Annotated in this window: 13 protein-coding genes and 2 pseudogenes; 4 read left to right on the top strand and 11 right to left on the bottom strand. The window is 60.8% G+C overall.

What is annotated here, in order from left to right:
- Nucleotides 1-6: 6 nt before the first annotated feature.
- The 9 genes from B5525_RS23090 to B5525_RS46480 all read right to left on the bottom strand — a co-directional run bounded on the left by B5525_RS23090 (nucleotide 7) and on the right by B5525_RS46480 (nucleotide 11,368).
- The gene (locus B5525_RS23090) at nucleotides 7-2,967 is read right to left on the bottom strand and encodes an FAD-binding and (Fe-S)-binding domain-containing protein (protein ID WP_079568065.1); all 2,961 of its coding nucleotides are present in this window, start codon (nucleotides 2,965-2,967) and stop codon (nucleotides 7-9) included.
- Nucleotides 2,964-3,878, bottom strand: coding sequence for a haloalkane dehalogenase (locus B5525_RS23085; protein ID WP_197687832.1), 915 nt, complete (start codon nucleotides 3,876-3,878; stop codon nucleotides 2,964-2,966). The genes B5525_RS23090 and B5525_RS23085 overlap by 4 nt, the downstream gene beginning before the upstream one ends.
- Before the next feature lie 636 nt (nucleotides 3,879-4,514).
- Nucleotides 4,515-5,303: a glucose 1-dehydrogenase gene (locus B5525_RS23080; RefSeq protein ID WP_079568063.1), complete on the bottom strand. Its 789-nt coding sequence runs from the start codon at nucleotides 5,301-5,303 to the stop codon at nucleotides 4,515-4,517.
- A 45-nt stretch (nucleotides 5,304-5,348) separates the two neighbouring features.
- Complete coding sequence (locus tag B5525_RS23075) at nucleotides 5,349-5,768, bottom strand: SRPBCC family protein (protein ID WP_154073377.1); 420 nt, start codon at nucleotides 5,766-5,768, stop codon at nucleotides 5,349-5,351.
- A gap of 77 nt (nucleotides 5,769-5,845) precedes the next feature.
- Nucleotides 5,846-8,284 carry a xanthine dehydrogenase family protein molybdopterin-binding subunit gene (locus tag B5525_RS23070; RefSeq protein ID WP_079568061.1) on the bottom strand — a complete coding sequence of 813 codons (2,439 nt, stop codon included), beginning with the start codon at nucleotides 8,282-8,284 and terminating at the stop codon, nucleotides 5,846-5,848.
- Complete coding sequence (locus B5525_RS23065; protein ID WP_079568060.1) at nucleotides 8,281-8,781, bottom strand: (2Fe-2S)-binding protein; 501 nt, start codon at nucleotides 8,779-8,781, stop codon at nucleotides 8,281-8,283. The genes B5525_RS23070 and B5525_RS23065 overlap by 4 nt, the downstream gene beginning before the upstream one ends.
- A complete protein-coding gene (locus B5525_RS23060; RefSeq protein ID WP_172899946.1) occupies nucleotides 8,778-9,644 on the bottom strand; it encodes an FAD binding domain-containing protein in 867 nt (288 codons plus the stop codon). Before B5525_RS23060 ends, B5525_RS23065 begins: the two co-directional genes overlap by 4 nt.
- A gap of 153 nt (nucleotides 9,645-9,797) precedes the next feature.
- Nucleotides 9,798-10,394, bottom strand: a complete 597-nt coding sequence (locus B5525_RS23055; protein WP_172899945.1) for an EthD domain-containing protein — start codon at nucleotides 10,392-10,394, stop codon at nucleotides 9,798-9,800.
- 374 nt (nucleotides 10,395-10,768) lie between these two features.
- Nucleotides 10,769-11,368 carry a helicase C-terminal domain-containing protein gene (locus B5525_RS46480; protein ID WP_079568057.1) on the bottom strand — a complete coding sequence of 200 codons (600 nt, stop codon included), beginning with the start codon at nucleotides 11,366-11,368 and terminating at the stop codon, nucleotides 10,769-10,771.
- A gap of 16 nt (nucleotides 11,369-11,384) precedes the next feature.
- On the opposite strand from B5525_RS46480, the gene B5525_RS46475 reads away from it, so the two are divergent.
- The 4 genes from B5525_RS46475 (at nucleotide 11,385) to B5525_RS23035 (ending at nucleotide 13,060) form a co-directional block, all read left to right on the top strand.
- Nucleotides 11,385-11,669, top strand: coding sequence for a hypothetical protein (locus tag B5525_RS46475; RefSeq protein ID WP_244567547.1), 285 nt, complete (start codon nucleotides 11,385-11,387; stop codon nucleotides 11,667-11,669).
- An 11-nt stretch (nucleotides 11,670-11,680) separates the two neighbouring features.
- A complete protein-coding gene (locus B5525_RS47230; protein WP_276328788.1) occupies nucleotides 11,681-11,806 on the top strand; it encodes a hypothetical protein in 126 nt (41 codons plus the stop codon).
- Between the two features lie 193 nt (nucleotides 11,807-11,999).
- Nucleotides 12,000-12,533 (top strand): YkgB family protein, encoded by a 534-nt coding sequence (locus B5525_RS23040; RefSeq protein WP_074281241.1) that lies wholly within the window; start codon nucleotides 12,000-12,002, stop codon nucleotides 12,531-12,533.
- A gap of 347 nt (nucleotides 12,534-12,880) precedes the next feature.
- Entirely contained in the window at nucleotides 12,881-13,060 is a 180-nt protein-coding gene (locus B5525_RS23035; RefSeq protein WP_079568055.1) for a hypothetical protein, read from the top strand.
- A 452-nt stretch (nucleotides 13,061-13,512) separates the two neighbouring features.
- On the opposite strand, the pseudogene B5525_RS23030 reads toward B5525_RS23035, so the two are convergent.
- Together B5525_RS23030 and B5525_RS23025 are read right to left on the bottom strand one after the other, a co-directional pair.
- Nucleotides 13,513-13,690, bottom strand: a pseudogene (locus tag B5525_RS23030) (SOS response-associated peptidase family protein); the annotation flags it as partial.
- A 55-nt stretch (nucleotides 13,691-13,745) separates the two neighbouring features.
- A pseudogene (locus tag B5525_RS23025) lies at nucleotides 13,746-14,970 on the bottom strand (ISL3 family transposase); the annotation flags it as partial.
- Between the last annotated feature and the right edge of the window lie 81 nt (nucleotides 14,971-15,051).

Below are 15,051 nucleotides of genomic sequence, written 5' to 3'. Positions count from 1 at the left end.
CTTCGTTCAGACGACGTTTTCGATGGTACTTGGCGAGGCGCTTTCGCCCTGCTGCGGACGTTCGATCGCGGCAACTTTCCGCGGAAGCCCCATGGCGAGAACCTGAGCCAAGTGCATGGCGGTCCGCCCGGTCATGTGCTTGACCTGCTCTCGGCAACTGAACCCGTTCGTGAGGATCACCGTGCCAGCCGGCTGCTTGCGGACCTCGGGCGCCAGAACCAATTCAGCGACGTCGCGCGAGAGCCGGGCGTGGTTCGGATTGAATCCGAAGGAGCCGGCCATTCCGCAACAGCCGCTGTCGAGCCATGTCGTGCGTGCACCGGCCCTTTCGAGCATCGCGGTGTCGCCCCGATTGCCGAACAGCGATTTCTGGTGACAGTGCGTGTGAATGAGCACATCGATGTCTAGCCGCGGCGGCTCGTAGTCGTGCGCGAGGAGAAAATCCCCCAACAGGAAGACGCTGCGCGATATCCGCTGGGCCCGGGGATCGTCCGGAAACAACTTGGGCAACTCGTCCTTGAACACGGATAGACATCCGGGCTCGAGACCTACGATGCCGACAGGACGCTCCAGCTCCGCTTCCAGCATCGGCGAGAGGACCTCGATGATCTCCTGTAGCCTGCCCTTAGCGAGATCCAGATAGCCGAAGTCGTACAACGGGCGCCCGCAACATATGCGCCGCTTCGGAAGAACCGGCTCGAAGCCCGCGTCCCGAAGGACCGCCACGGCGGCCTCGGCGACCTCCGGCTGGAAGTTGTCGCAGAATGTGTCCAGCCACAGCAGGACCGGCGGCTTACCGCGAAACGCGGCCGTCTGATCCGCTTCGAACGCGCGGCGAAAGCCGGTGGCGGCGAATTTCGGAAGATCCAGATCGGGCGTGACGCCCGCAACCCACTTGGAGAAGGATGCGAGTACCGGCGCGTTCGTCATGAAGTTCGTGAGACGAGGCATGGCCGCGGCGAGCGGAGCCCAATCACCGATGCGTCCCATGGACCAGGCCTGGCGGGGGCGCGATCTATGCTCGTAGTAGCGGGACAGAAACTCCGCCTTGTACGACGCCATGTCGGTGTGCGTCGGGCAGTCGCTGCGACAGCCTTTGCAGCTCAGGCAGGTATCCAGCGCTTCTTTGACGGCCTCGCTCTTCCAACCGTCCCGCACCACGTCGCCCTGCAGCATCTCCCACAGCAGCCTGGCCCGGCCGCGCGTCGAGTAGCGCTCTTCGCCGGTGGCCCGAAAACTCGGACACATGGTGCCCCCTTTCGCTGCACGGCACTTCCCCATGCCGACGCAGCGCTCGACCGCGCGCTGAAAGCCGTCGCCTTCCCGGCTCCGGAACGTCATGTGCGTCGAGATCGGTACGACCTTGTAGTCCGGGCCGGCACGCAGGTTCTCGTCGACCCGATACGCGTCGACCACCTTGCCGGGGTTCAAAAGGCCGTCTGGATTCCAAATCCGCCTGAACCGGCGCATCGCTTCCACCAGTTCGTCGCCGAACATGATCGGAAGGAATTCGCCTTTCGCTTGACCGTCGCCGTGTTCGCCCGACAGCGATCCGCCGAACGCAACGACGAGCTCCGCGGCTTCACGGACGAAGTTCCTGTATTTTTCGATCCCTGGTTTCGATCGGAGATCGAACGTGATGCGGGCGTGAACGCAGCCGTCGCCGAAATGGCCGAACAAGGAGGTCCGGTACCCGTACCTCTTCACGAGCGCGTCGAAGGCGCGAAGGTAGTCTCCCAGTCGATGTGGATCGACCGCGGCGTCCTCCCATCCTACCTGCGGGTCGGGTATTTCGGGATCGATAGACAGTTGCGTGGCAGAAGCGCCGTTTTCGCGGATCGACCAGATCCGTTTCTGCATGATCCGATCCGTCACGATCTTCGTGCTCGGTCGCGGACCGAACGGCCTGGCACGGAAATATGCCGCCGCGCTCTCGGCCTGTTCGATCGCCTGGCTTTCCGAGTCGGCGCCGAATTCGAGGACCACCCAGGCATCGCCAGCCGGCAACAGGTCGATTTCGGCCTGGGCGAGATCGCGCGCCTGCAGGCCTCGGATGATCATTCGATCGAGACCTTCGACGGCGATCGGACGAAAGCGCTCGTAGTCCGGGACAGCGTCCGCGGCGACGTAGATATCGTCGAAACCGAGAACGAGCAGAACCCTGTATTGCGGGCTGGCGACGAGATCGACGGATGCCTTGAGGACGAGGGCGCAGGTGCCTTCGGTCCCCACGAGCGCACGCGCCAGATTGAACCCGTTCTCCGGAAGAAGCTGATCCAGGTTGAAGCCGGACACGCGCCGCTTGATCGAAGGGAAGCGCTGCCGTATCTGGTCGGCATACCGATCCCGCAGATCCCTGAGCTCGCGATAGATCTGCCCCTTGCGCCCTCCGGCAAGGATGATCGCTTCGATTTCCTCTTCGCTGGTAGGCCCGACCCAGAACCGTTCTCCATCGTAGGTCATAATCTCGAGGGCGCGGACGTTCTCGAGCGTCTTGCCGGCCATCACCGAGTGCGCACCGCACGAATTGTTGCCGATCATTCCGCCGAGCGTGCAGCGGCTGTGGGTGGACGGATCAGGAGCGAAGGTGAGCCCGTGGCGCTCGGCGGCCGATCGCAGCGAGTCGCAGACGACGCCAGGCTCGACGAGCGCTGTCTTCGACGTGGGATCGATTTCGACGATGCGGTCGCAGGACGCCGACAGGTCGAAAACCACGGCTTCGTTGACAGTCTGGCCGCTCATCGACGTGCCGGCGCCACGAACCAGCAACGGAACCCGATTTTCGTGACAGATGGCGACGCCCTTCACGAACTCATCCAGGGATCGCGGCACGACGACGCCGATCGGCACCTGCCGGTAGTTGGAGGCGTCTGACGCGTACACGGACTTGTGGGCGGTATCGAACCGAACCGCCGAACCGAGCGCGTTACGGAGCGCCTCCTGAAGGGGTCGCCGGTTCTTGCTCATGCGCCACCCCGAACCCGCTTCAGGAATTCGACGAGCGCTTCGCCGATCTCGTGTGGACAATCTTCCGGCACGTAATGCTTGGCCTCGACCGTGACCACCGTCTGGTTCGGCCACTTGAGGCAGTGCTCCCGGGCCGCTCCGGCCGTGCCGTGGCCCTGCGAAGCGTCGATGAAGAGCTTGGGAAGGTGTGCGCTCGCTCCCATCCAGACGCTGTAGCGCTCGACCGCCGCGCTCATGTCGGCCGGCTCTCCGTCGAAGGGAATGTCGCGAGGAAAGATCAGAGTCGGTAATCGCGATTCCGGCGTATCGAACGGAGCCGCATAGACCGCCTTCTCCTCGTCGCTCAATTTCCGCATGACGCCGTATTCAAACAACATTTTCTCGATGAAATAGTTGTCGCGCAACACCATGTCCTCTCCCTCGGAGCTGCGCAGCCGACGAAAGATGAGCTGGCGCTCTGGCGGCATATCGCTCCAAAGGCGAGGCCGGACCATCGCCTCCATGTAGGCGATGCCGACTACACTATCGGGATAACGGCAGGTGCGATTGAAGCCGAGAGCTGCGCCCCAATCCTGGATCACGAATACGATGTTCTTGGTCAACCCCAACTTCTCAAACCATTCGTCAAGATACGCTACATGATCGAAGAAACGATACGCACGGCGCGGGGATTTACTGGATCGGCCCATACCGATCAGGTCTGGCGCGAGCACGCGACCGAAGGGGAGTGCGTACGGGATAATGTTGCGCCACATGTAGGACGAGGTCGGGTTGCCGTGAAGGAAAACGATGGGTTCTCCTTGTCCCACGTCGACATAGGCCATCTCGGCATCAAGTACGGGCAGTCTTTTCATCTCGTACGGAAACGCTGGACTTATCGGAGGCTGCGCCGGATTGCGCTGAATAAGCATCAAGTAATCTCCGTGGTGATGCGGACGGCGGCCAATGTTTGCATTTTCGCTGAAGGCAGAGACGTCGCACGCGTTCGCCTCAGCTCGATCCACGAGCGCGCACAAGATTAGTCACTTTCGAAGGACAGGTCTCCATTCCGGTTAGGAATAAGACTTATCACTCCGTCAGAGCCACGTTGGTCCTGATGGGCGGGCGTGTATTCCCTCTAGCAGCACACGCACAGACGCTGGTCATTTCGCTCAGCTAGGGCATGATACGCGACCAGCGCGGGCGCGCCGTCCTCGGGCGCGTACCGGCTTCCGTCCGGGACTAGAGTGCGTCGGCGCCTGCTCGGCGTGTGTCGGATGGTCGCTGTAGCTTCGCCCCGTCGCAGCCGTAAAACGTCGACCGGTCGTAGCGGTTCAATGGCAAATTCGCCGCTGCCGCTCAGGCAGATCGGGGCTGGAAATAAAATGGCGACCAAACGCGACGAGGTCGGCGTCGCCCGCCGCAACAATAGCCGCGGCACTCTCACGAAGGCGGGCGACAAAAGATTCTTGGGATCTTGCCCCTTCTTGATCTGCGTCACGTCAACGCAAGATCCATCGGCGTCGAGCATTACAGTCCGGCTTTCGGATTGGATGTGCCAGGATTCGTCAGATTAACACCATGCCGCCGTCCACCATCACGGTCTGGCCCGTGATGTAGTCCGATTCCGACGACGCCAGAAATGTCGTCACACCGACGATGTCCCGCGGCGTCGAGTAGCGCCCCAGAAGGATGTCGGTGCTGAAGTCGTTGATTGCCTGGTCCGGCTTGGACGAAATACCTTTCTCCATGAACTCTCGATTAAGCTGATCCCACAGCGCGGTGTGCACGACACCAGGTCCAAAGCAGTTGACCGTGATCTTGTGTTCGGCAAAAGCGCGCGCCGCCGCTTGAGTCAGCGCCGCGACCGCGAATTTGCTCGCGCAATAATGAGCAAACTGCGGATAGCCCTGCTTGGCCCCGATCGAGGCTGTATTAATGATCTTGCCGCCGCCGCCCTGAGCGATCATTTGTTTGGCGGCTTCCTGTGTTCCCATGAGAACGCCGAGACCGTTAACGTCCATCAACCGTTTCCAGTCTGCTTCAGTGATTTCCAGATAGGACGCGGTCTGGATGATACCGGCGTTGTTGAACATCACGTCGAGGCTACCGAACGCTTCGACCGTCTCTGCGATCATTTTCTTGATGCTTTCTCGGTTCGAAACGTCAACCGGTACGGCCACTGCCATGCCGCCCGCCTTCGATATTCGATCCGCAACCTTGGCGCCGTTTTCAACGTTGATATCCGCGACAACGACATTAGCACCATTATCCGCGAGATCGGCAGCGACTCCTGCTCCAATACCGCTGCCCGCACCGGTCACAACGATGTTGCGGCCCTTGAGACGATCACCCATTCGATCTTCCTTCTCACTTTCGGCATTCCGCTGTTTTTCAGGGCCTCACGCAACCCGTACCACGCCCGCGAAGATATCTCTGTAGAAACCCGCGATCAGGTCCCGGACCTCTTGTTCTGGGGCCCCTTTGGCAATCCAATTGCTGCTCCAATGGATCTTGCAACCCGCCCCCTCGTCAGATAGCGCGATTACCGAATGATATTGCTCCAACGGAAGCGGAGCGTCGTTGATGATCGAGTATGATATCAACGATCCGTCCACGAGAGCTTCGAGACGCTCGACGATGACACCATCCTTCCCTTTCATGCGGATCGTCCTGACTGACCCGATCCCCGATCCTTCCAAGTCGCACTCCTCGATAGCCTCGGGAAAGTACTTCTTGAGGCCGCCGAAGTCCGCAAGTCGGGAGTAGATCGTCGTGCGTGGAAGATGGGTCGAACCTTCAAACGTTGCCGAATACGGCATGGCAGCTTCCTCCTTTTTGGTGCACTGGTGCGTCGCCGTGGACGTCTCCGTCCGGAACTGGAATCGCCCGAAGACGATCACGCGTTCCGCAGATCAGACTGTTTCGAGCCTACGGTCTGGAATGCTGTCGCCTCCTTAGCGCGCAGGAGCTGCCAAAGCTTGTCCGACCTGATCGGCAGCTCGTTGATTTCGATGTCGAACGGCGCGAGCGCGTCGCATAGCGCGTTTGTCAGGGCGCCGGGCACGGGACCGGGAATACCCTCGCCAATTCCACGCGAACCGAGGGGCGTGTGCGGACATGGCGTGAACGAATGCGTGACCTCGACGTGAGGAACATCCGGGGCTATGGCGAGCCTATAGGACTCCAGGCTGGTCGTTAGTTGCTGACCGTGCTCGTCGAATAGAAACTCCTCGAACATCGCATTCGATAGCCCCTGCACGACGCCGCCCTGGATCTGCCCTTCCACCACGAGCGGGTTGATCACCGTGCCCGCGTCTTCACACGTAACATAGCGTGTAATCTTGAACTCGCCCGTTTTAGGAAAGACCTCGACCATGCAGGCGTGCGCGCCGAAATAGAACATCGGCTTGGCAGCCTCGAAGTAGTTCGTGGCCTCCAGACCTGCCTCCTCTCCGGGCGGCATGTTCACTGGCTTCATGATAATACGATCCGCCAGCTCGGCGAACGCCACTCTGTTATTGGGGTCGAGCGCCGGGAAGACAAATCCTCTTTCGAACTGGATATCGCCAACGTGCAGATCCAGCTTTCGGTCGTGGATGAAGACACGGGCCATCTTGTCCCGAAGGTTGCGGCTCGCGTTATGGACAGCGCTCACGGTGTAAGATCCACCACGAGCTCCGAGTGAGCCTGACCCGAAGGGCGTGTTGGCGGTATCGCCTGTCTGCACAACGACGTCGGCGACGTCGATCCCGAAATTCTCCGCAACAACCTGGGCGAAGGTCGTCTCGTGACTGGTCCCTTGCGGAGCATCACCTTCCAGAACCTGGACGCCTCCTCGGGCATCGATTCGAATCGTGGCCGACCCGTATCCCGGTTGGTTCTCGAGCTGGACGAAGACATCCGAGGCGATACCCGAGATTTCCACGCCGGTACCGAAGCCCAGACCGATGTAGCGCCCCTGCTTGCGCAATGCCGCCTGCTTTTCCCGGAATCCCTTCAGGTCGACGGTATCGACGAGGCTGTTAAAGGCCTTGAGATAGTCCCCACTGTCGAGATGGCATCCGGTCGCCGTCACATGTGGCAATGAACTCACAAAATTGATGCGGCGGATCTCCGCGGGCTCCTTGCCGATCTCCTTGGCCAGAACGTCCATCAAACGTTCGATGACAAAGCGGCCCGGGTAGCTTCCGAAAGAACGCGACGGGGAAAGGGACGGCTTATTAGTGACGTATGAGCGCAACTGGATATCGCATTTCGGCAGATAGTACCCGGATGGCAGCGTAGCCGCACCAAGGACCGGCATCACGAAGCCCCAATAGACGCCCATACATCCGTCGCCATTATCGGCGACTACCCGCGCGCGCATTGCGAGTACCTTGCCGTCCTTGTTTGCGGCAATCGTCATCTCGTGACGCTGATCGCGCTCCTGCCCAACGACCATCAAACCTTCTTCGCGGGACTCGAGCCATCGCACGGGCCGGCCGAGTGTCTTCGCGAGCCACGGAATGAGGATCGACTCCCGATAGAATGGTGCTTTGGTCCCGAATCCCCCGCCCTGATCCCGCGGCGCGATTACCCGAACTTGGTGGGTGGGGATCTTGAGCACCTCGGCCAGTGCGAGGCGGTCGATATGCGGTCGCTGCGTCGTGGCCCAACAGGTCAGACCGTCGTCCCGATCCCATTTTGCCATGACGCCGCGCGTTTCGAGGGGTGTCACACCGACACGATGAGTCTTGAATTTCCTGTTGATGACGATCGGCGCTGAGTTGATGATCGCCTGTATCTCGTCGACGTTGGTTTTCACGGAATCCTCCGTGAAGCCTCCGGTGAAGCTCATCGAAAATATTTCGTTGTTGTCGAGGTCGTCATGAATGACCGTGGCGTCGGGCCGGCTCGATGCCTCCGGCGATCCCACATATGGAAGATCCTCGTAGACGACCTCCACAAGTTCACCCGCATCTTCCGCCAGGTACCGATCGGTGGCGACGACGACGGCCACAGGCTCACCGTGAAACTTCACTTTGCCGACCGCAAGCGGCCAATGGCGCGGAAACTTCCCTGGCAGATTCGGCACGACAATCGAATGAGGCAACGGATCCAGCTGGTCCTTGATGTCCTCCCCCGAAAAGACCGCAACAACCCCCGCAGAGGCCTTCGCCGTCGACGTGTCGACCGAGACGAGCCTGGCGTGCGCGCGGGCGCTACGGACGATGTAGCAGTGTAGAACACCAGGCAGTTGAATGTCGGCAAAGTACTGACCGCGGCCTGACGTAAGGCGCACATCTTCCTTGCGGAGGACCTTTTCACCTATCCACGCAAATTTCTCGTTCCTCATGCCGCCCTCCCTTCGACGACCTTCATATTCGTGGCAGCGTCCTTGACGGCCTCCACGATGTGCGAATACCCGGTGCAGCGACAGATGTTGCCTACCAGCGCGCTTCGGATCTCACTTTCCGAGGGGGCCGGATTTCGTTCCAGAAACTCGCTCATGTTCATGAGGATGCCTGGCGTGCAGTAGCCGCACTGAAGGGCGTGAGCGTCACGAAACGCCTTCTGCAGGGGATGGGGCTCTTCCCCACGGGCAAGCCCCTCGACCGTCGTCACCTGGCGTCCGTCGATCTGCGCTGCAAGCAGCATGCACGATTTGACTGCTTCACCGTCGAGACGAACGGTACAAGCGCCGCAAACGCCCTCGAAGGTGCAGCCGACGTGAGTACCCGTAAGCTGCAATCGCTCTCTCAGAAAATCCACTAGGAGCATTCGGATCGGCGCGATGGCCTCAACTGCCTGTCCGTTCACGATCGCTCTGATTACCTGCGTTCCATCGGTCATCGTACCGCCGCCTCCTCTGCTCGTGCCATCGCCGAAAGGACGACGGAGGTGCCGAGTTCTTCAATCAAGACCTTCCGGTAGTCGGCCGACGCCAACGTGTCGCTTTGGATTTCCAGCGTCTTGGCGGCCGCACGAAAGCCGTCCGAAATTGCCGCTGGGTCGTTGGACGATGTTCCGAGCAGCCGCTTTTCAGCTTCGTAAAAGCGCTGCGAACCGCGCGACAGGCCACCGATCGCGACCCGGGCCGCCTTGCAGGTTCGATCGTCGTTCAAAACAACCCGTACGCCGATTCCGACGACCGGAAGCGAGTCGGTGACATGCCCCCACTTCCGATAGGCGCTTCCCACGTGCTTGCGGGGACCGGTCAGCGCAACGGACCGAAGGATCTCTTGCGGGCGACGAGATGTCTCCATCGGCCCGACGATGAAGTCATCGATCGAAACCACGCGCGTCTCGTCACCGCCTGATGCACCTTTTGAAACGAGCTCGATCTCCGCGCCGCGCGCAAGCGTCGCAACGGGAACGCAGGCCGCGACGTAATTCCAGCAAAGTGATCCCCCGATAGTGCCGCGATTGCGGACCTGACGATCGCCGACATGGGAGGCTGCGTCCGAGAGAGCTCCGAAGGCGCCGCTCTTGAGAACGTCCGACGTCGCTACTTCGACGTACCGGGTCATCGCACCGATCCAGACCGAGGATGCCGTTTCCTTGATCCCCTTGAGTTCTCCGATATCATTCAAGTCCACGATCGCGCCTGGACGGACCACGCGAGCCTTGATGGCCTGCATTAGGCTCATTCCGCCCGCGATCGGCAGGACATTCCCCTCCTCGTCCGACGCTATCAGCGCTGCGGCCTCCGCCACCGTTTTCGGTCTCGACAGACTGTCTATTTTCGCGGGAAACATCCGTTGCCACCTTCCGTGTTGGGACGCGCTGCGTAACGGTGGCGCGTCTTTCGCTGGACTATCCTGGGGAGCTGCCGCACACGGCAGCTTCTTGAACTGGGACGAGCCGACCTAGGTCTTATCGAAGATCAAATATTCGCGCGTCATCACGATAATCGATCGATCGTCCAGAAACTTCTTCTCATCTTCCGCAAGCGCTTCGCCTGCGTCGACGCCGTTTGGCGTGGAGAACGCGGCAGCCATCGCCTCCTCGCTGTCCCACCACACTTCCGCGACTCCCTGGAACGGGTTCGCCGTCCAACCGCGCGCCTCGGCGGCGCCGACGGCCATCGGAGACGGGACGAGATGGCTTTGGACATATCGCCTCATCGCCATGTCGTCTGACCTTCTGACGACCAGGGGCGAATGAGTCTCCAACCAATATTGGTGAAATTCATTCGCGCTCATTCCATCGGGCTTCACCAGCAAAAACATGATTTTGATGCCAGGCCGCGGCGCAACGCCTTTCGGCAGCTTGCCGTGATCGTCGATTGCTTCAGCAACAGCGGGCGATCGCGTTCGCGCCGCCGACGCGGCGATGAGCACGCTCTGCCAAGGACGCCCTGTGGACAGCAAAGGCATCTGCCCGGTATTGAACGTTGGCGAGCAAACAGACAACTTGTCGGATATTCCCGAACCGCGTCCTAACTCGAAATCAAAATCCATCATGGCGTTCGTTCCCCGTTTCGTTTTCGACGCCTCCGCGCCGCATTGGTCGTCGGTGACTTGAAGGACGCTATACGCATTGTACTTCTTCTGGAGGCGCCTCCGTGAGCTGCCTAGTGAAAGACGAATTACGAGATGGCCCATCAAAGCTTGGGATAAGACTCTCCGTTGCAGACTGGTTTGAGCTGGTACCTGCCGCCCTTTAAAGGCGAGCCTGCCGCCCATCTCTGCGTTCAAATCATGGCTCATGGAAGTGAGGCCTCATACAAACGCTCACATTTGAAATACTCAGATTCGCCTCAGCTCGCCGAGCGATTGAGCGAGAGACTAATCCCTTTCGGAGGACAGGTCTCCATTCCCGTTAGGAATAAAACTTATCACTCCGTCAGAGCTTCGTTCGTCCCAACAACCGTCGGCATGTCGAGCAGTCTCACGAACTCCTGCAGCCGATCTCTGACCATCGCGGAGACGATCTGCCGTTGCGCGTCGGCGCCGCCGACTTCGGCGTCGATCCCGACGCAGCCGGCGATGTACTTTTCGGCTTCGTCGACGAAGGCGGCCGTCTTCATGCGGTTGACCAGCGAGCGCACGAACGAAACCTTGCTGAAGATGCGCGTCCGCTTCTTCTCCGGATCCGCGTCCGCGACGAATTGCTCCTGATAGATCTTGCCGATGAGCCAGTTCTGGATGAGCGAGGGAATGACCCGGACGACGGCGCGATCGGCCCACCGCTCGATCGCCGGGGGCGCGATCATGCGCTCCAGGAAACGGTGGAACGTTTCGTGGACCTCGAAGATGAAGCGGTCCCGTCTGTTCTGCGGCGTCGGAATCAGCATCGAAAAGCCGACATGCGTGCGTCCGACGCGCGAGCTCGCCTGGATGAACTCGTCGATCGCGGTGGGCATGCCTGCGAAGAACATCGCGTTGAAGTTCTCGACGTCGACTCCATGCGAGACCGCCGAGGTGGCCACGATCATTCTCAGCGCGTCCTGGATGTCCTCCGTCGCCGGATCGAACTGCTTTTCGGCCTTCCGCACGATCGACTCGACCGCCCCGGCCGCCGCTAATCAGGTCGGTGCGGATGCTTTCGACGATCGCGCTGCGCCCGAAGTCCCGATGCTGTCGGTCCGCGATGCCCGGAAGCGCGGACAGTATCTGATCTCCGCCCTTCTTGTTCGTGACGTAGGTGAGAGCGACACGATGGAGGTCGATAGCGGATGCGATGATGTCGAAACGGCCGGAGAGCGGAGCGAGAGCGCGCCGACGACCGGCGCCTGAGACCGCTGCACATGTTTGGCGACATCGGGCCGGCAATTGCGGAGGCCGACTACAAGCCGCGCATCAGCAGAAATCCAGAAGTGACACTGGCGGCAGCCTTCATCCTGATGAAGCGCGATTATGGCGGCCACACATGAAGGCTCGTGCCTGGCATCGAACGTGGCTGCATCCGCCATTTGATACTTCCGGGCATACTATCGAGCGCTTCGCGCATGGCAGGCTTCAATCCAGAATCATAGATTAGGCTCACGAAAGCCAATCGATCAAAGGAGTTTCCGGGACGAGCCGGCGAGGAACGCAGGGCTCACGGCTCCAACATGGAGAAAGATCATGAATTACCTTGCCAATATGCTGGGCCGCTCGGGCCTTCTGAAGCGCGACCTCGATTATCACCTGCTCCGCGCCGCGATGGTAATCATCTTCGCATGGTTCGGGTACGACAAATGGTTCGAAGCAGAGATCAGAGGACTGCTGCCCATAATCACCCACGGCCCGTTTATCTTCTGGACGATTCCGGTTCTGGGCATTCGCGGCACCGCCATTTTTCTCGGCGCCTCAGAATGGACCTTTGGCACGTTGCTGCTTCTGGGTTTCTGGAACAAGAAAGCGGGAATGCTGGGCGCTCTCGGTTCAACCTTCACCTTCATCGCTACCTTCACGGTCCTGCCGTTCGTTCCTGACGCGTGGGATGCTGGCGCCGGAGGCTTTCCGGCGATGACGATAGTTTCGGCTTTCCTTCTGAAGGATCTCGTTTTGCTGGTTGTCTCTGTCTACCTGCTCAAGCAAGACGTTGCCCGAGTGATCGAGGCCGGCGGCTCTGCCGATCAGCGGGGCACCCACCCCTTCCGCAAGCTGGCCGCCTAGCGGTCCCAGGAACGCGCCTCTGGCCCGCGTCTGGCGGGTTCAGGGGCGCCAGGTATCTTGCCTCTGCAGCGCACATCGGGGCCGGCGCGGCGAGCGGTTCGACCCGTCTCATCCTGGCAGGGGCGCGCCCGCTCACCGGATATGCGCCAGCGCCGACACGATGACCGCGATAATCTTCGTCATGTACTACCCCCTCCGCAGGCACTGTCTACGGGTTGGGTGATAGTTTCAAGGGCCTTGCAACTCTGTTGCGGACGTATACAACCACGCGCGAAGCGCTCGCCGCCGGGGAACGACTTGCCCCGTCGTTTGTTGGCGACGCTTATCCTCAACAAACAGGGACTGACATGGCGAAGGCGAAAAAGAGCGTGCGGCGCGAATACTCCAAGGACGACGTGAAGGCGCTGAAGGCGCACTCCAAGGCCAAGACGCCGATCGCCAAGATCTCGAAGCAGATGAAGCGCACGGTGCCGGCGCTTCGGGCCAAGGCGCACCAGCTCGGCATCGGGCTCGGCCACCAGCGCTGAGCCCCGCGGCGCAGCGCGAACTCCCCGACGAGCCAAAGTTGGGAATCTGGGGTGCAGCATCGGCCATGGTGATGTTTTCTCCTCGCGCTTCGTGGCGGCGCTTTTCGCCATATCATCGCGATCGCTGATCAACGCATGGTGCGCTTCGCGTCCGGATCGAGCAGACGCCTCAGCAAGCTCGCGCACTTCCTTCGCTGCGACCCGTTGGACACGGTCCTCTCTCCCCGCGCCTCTCACGGGGCCCCGGATTGAGCCTACAGCGCGCGGCCGATGGTCTACGCCGCCCTACCGACGCCTGCGCTGTGATTCCTGCTCGTCGACATTCAAATCGAGGTTCAATGCGCGCGATCGAGGTCGGCGCTGCAGCGCTTATCGTCGCGTTCGGTATCCTGCTGCTGGCGGGTTACATGGCCAGCGAGCAACTCTGGATGTTCACTGGGTAGGCTGGATGCCTTCGCCTTCCGGACGCTGGTCCAGCGCGTTAACAGGCCGGCGAAGGCGAGCAGGGGGCGGCTCTCATCTGGGGCGAACCAGACAGGCACCTTCTTGCCGTCCATCGTGTCGTATTCGGAAAACGAGGTGAAACGGCACCAGGCAGCGATGCTCGGGCCCGAGCCAGCGCGTCCAGTGTGTCATTCGGCTTGCAATATTGGCTCCGACGCAACTTCGATGACGGTTTGCGCAACTAGATGGCGCCTAGCAGCCGGGCTTGCAGGAGGTCGATCTTCGCCCGTCCATACATCTGGCGTTTTACCAGCTTAAGCTTCGTGATCTGCCCTTCGGTCTGGCCATTCGACCAAGGCTCGGTGAGGGCGGCACGGATGGCGGCCTTGTCTCGAGTGATGCCACTCGCAAAAGACGCGACCAGGCTCACGCTGGCGGTAGCGATCCATGGATCGAGATTTGCGACGAGCTTCTTTCGCACCATGGCCTGAAAGCTTTCGACGAGCACGCGGGCTTCGACGAGTGTGGGAACGTGCGCCTCGATGGCGGCGATGGTGACTGTTTCTGCTTTGCCAAGATTGTCGCGCGCGGTGGTCATCAATCGCGAGATAGTTCTCGCGGAAGGAACTTTTTGCAGTTGTTGATTGGTCGCCTTCGCGGCTCGTCGTCGCCGTGTCGTCCACTCGCTGACTACACGCAAGGAGCCATGGAAGCCTTGCCCTTGCAAGCGACGCCAGAGCTCTGCGCCGTTACGGCAGCCCTCGGTCCATTGCGCGTCCAGAAAAGGGCAAGTGGGCATCGAGCGTGCTTTGCCGTGTCCGGAAGACATCCGTACTCTCACCGCGACTAACTTGGCGAACGAGTTTACGGCTGTGTTCTGTTCGACGGACGATCTCCTTGAGAGGCACGGCGTCCCTGACGAGCGCCATGATGGCTTCATTCGTCTGCTTGCGCCGGAGATACCCTTCATACTGCAGCCTTTCCGCGCGAGTCAGCAGTTCCGGATTGATCGTCGTTGCACCGATTGCGGTGCGGATCGCCCGCATGGAGCGGCGTACGGCATTGAGGAAGGCCGCGCTCGCGTTCTCCATTAGATGCCAACGGTCGGCGACCTGGACGGCAGCGGGCAGCGCCTTTGCCGCAGCCTCTCCGTAGCCGCCGCCACGGTCGCGCGATACGACTCTGATCTCCGGATGGTCGGAAAGCCAGGTCCGCACCGTTGCAGTCTCGCGATCTGGAAGTAGAGTTACGATCCGCCGCCTCTCCAGATCGCACACGATTGTGCCGTAGCGATGGTTCTTGCGGAAGGCCCAGTCGTCAATGCCGGCGACGATCAGGGGCTCCGTTCGCAGGCGGGTTCGTCGCCTATCGCCGTGAATGCGTGGCGCGCCCCAAAGCGGGTTTTCGACGCTCATCCGCCGGATCAACGCGCGCAGCTCCGTGTGGATCTGCGGACGCCCTCCCAACGGGCGCGACTTCCAACGCCAGTAGGAGCGAAAGCCGGCCCCGTGCCAACGCACGAGTGTCTCGGGCCGGATGATTGTGAG

Source organism: Bradyrhizobium erythrophlei (assembly GCF_900129505.1).
Taxonomy (GTDB): domain Bacteria; phylum Pseudomonadota; class Alphaproteobacteria; order Rhizobiales; family Xanthobacteraceae; genus Bradyrhizobium; species Bradyrhizobium erythrophlei_D.
Note: the sequence above shows the minus strand (reverse complement) of the source record. Positions and strands in the feature narration are given on the sequence as shown.

Bases quoted from the DNA above. Each gene is read 5' to 3' on its own strand.
- B5525_RS23040 (WP_074281241.1), top strand. From the start codon at position 12,000: ATGAATTACCTTGCCAATATGCTGGGCCGCTCGGGCCTTCTGAAGCGC.
- B5525_RS46475 (WP_244567547.1), top strand. From the start codon at position 11,385: ATGTCCTCCGTCGCCGGATCGAACTGCTTTTCGGCCTTCCGCACGATC.
- B5525_RS23075 (WP_154073377.1), bottom strand. From the start codon at position 5,768: ATGCCGTATTCGGCAACGTTTGAAGGTTCGACCCATCTTCCACGCACG.
- B5525_RS23080 (WP_079568063.1), bottom strand. From the start codon at position 5,303: ATGGGTGATCGTCTCAAGGGCCGCAACATCGTTGTGACCGGTGCGGGC.
- B5525_RS47230 (WP_276328788.1), top strand. From the start codon at position 11,681: ATGTTTGGCGACATCGGGCCGGCAATTGCGGAGGCCGACTACAAGCCG.
- B5525_RS46480 (WP_079568057.1), bottom strand. From the start codon at position 11,368: ATGATCGTGGCCACCTCGGCGGTCTCGCATGGAGTCGACGTCGAGAAC.
- B5525_RS23070 (WP_079568061.1), bottom strand. From the start codon at position 8,284: ATGAGGAACGAGAAATTTGCGTGGATAGGTGAAAAGGTCCTCCGCAAG.
- B5525_RS23085 (WP_197687832.1), bottom strand. From the start codon at position 3,878: ATGCTTATTCAGCGCAATCCGGCGCAGCCTCCGATAAGTCCAGCGTTT.
- B5525_RS23065 (WP_079568060.1), bottom strand. From the start codon at position 8,781: ATGACCGATGGAACGCAGGTAATCAGAGCGATCGTGAACGGACAGGCA.
- B5525_RS23035 (WP_079568055.1), top strand. From the start codon at position 12,881: ATGGCGAAGGCGAAAAAGAGCGTGCGGCGCGAATACTCCAAGGACGAC.
- B5525_RS23090 (WP_079568065.1), bottom strand. From the start codon at position 2,967: ATGAGCAAGAACCGGCGACCCCTTCAGGAGGCGCTCCGTAACGCGCTC.
- B5525_RS23055 (WP_172899945.1), bottom strand. From the start codon at position 10,394: ATGATGGATTTTGATTTCGAGTTAGGACGCGGTTCGGGAATATCCGAC.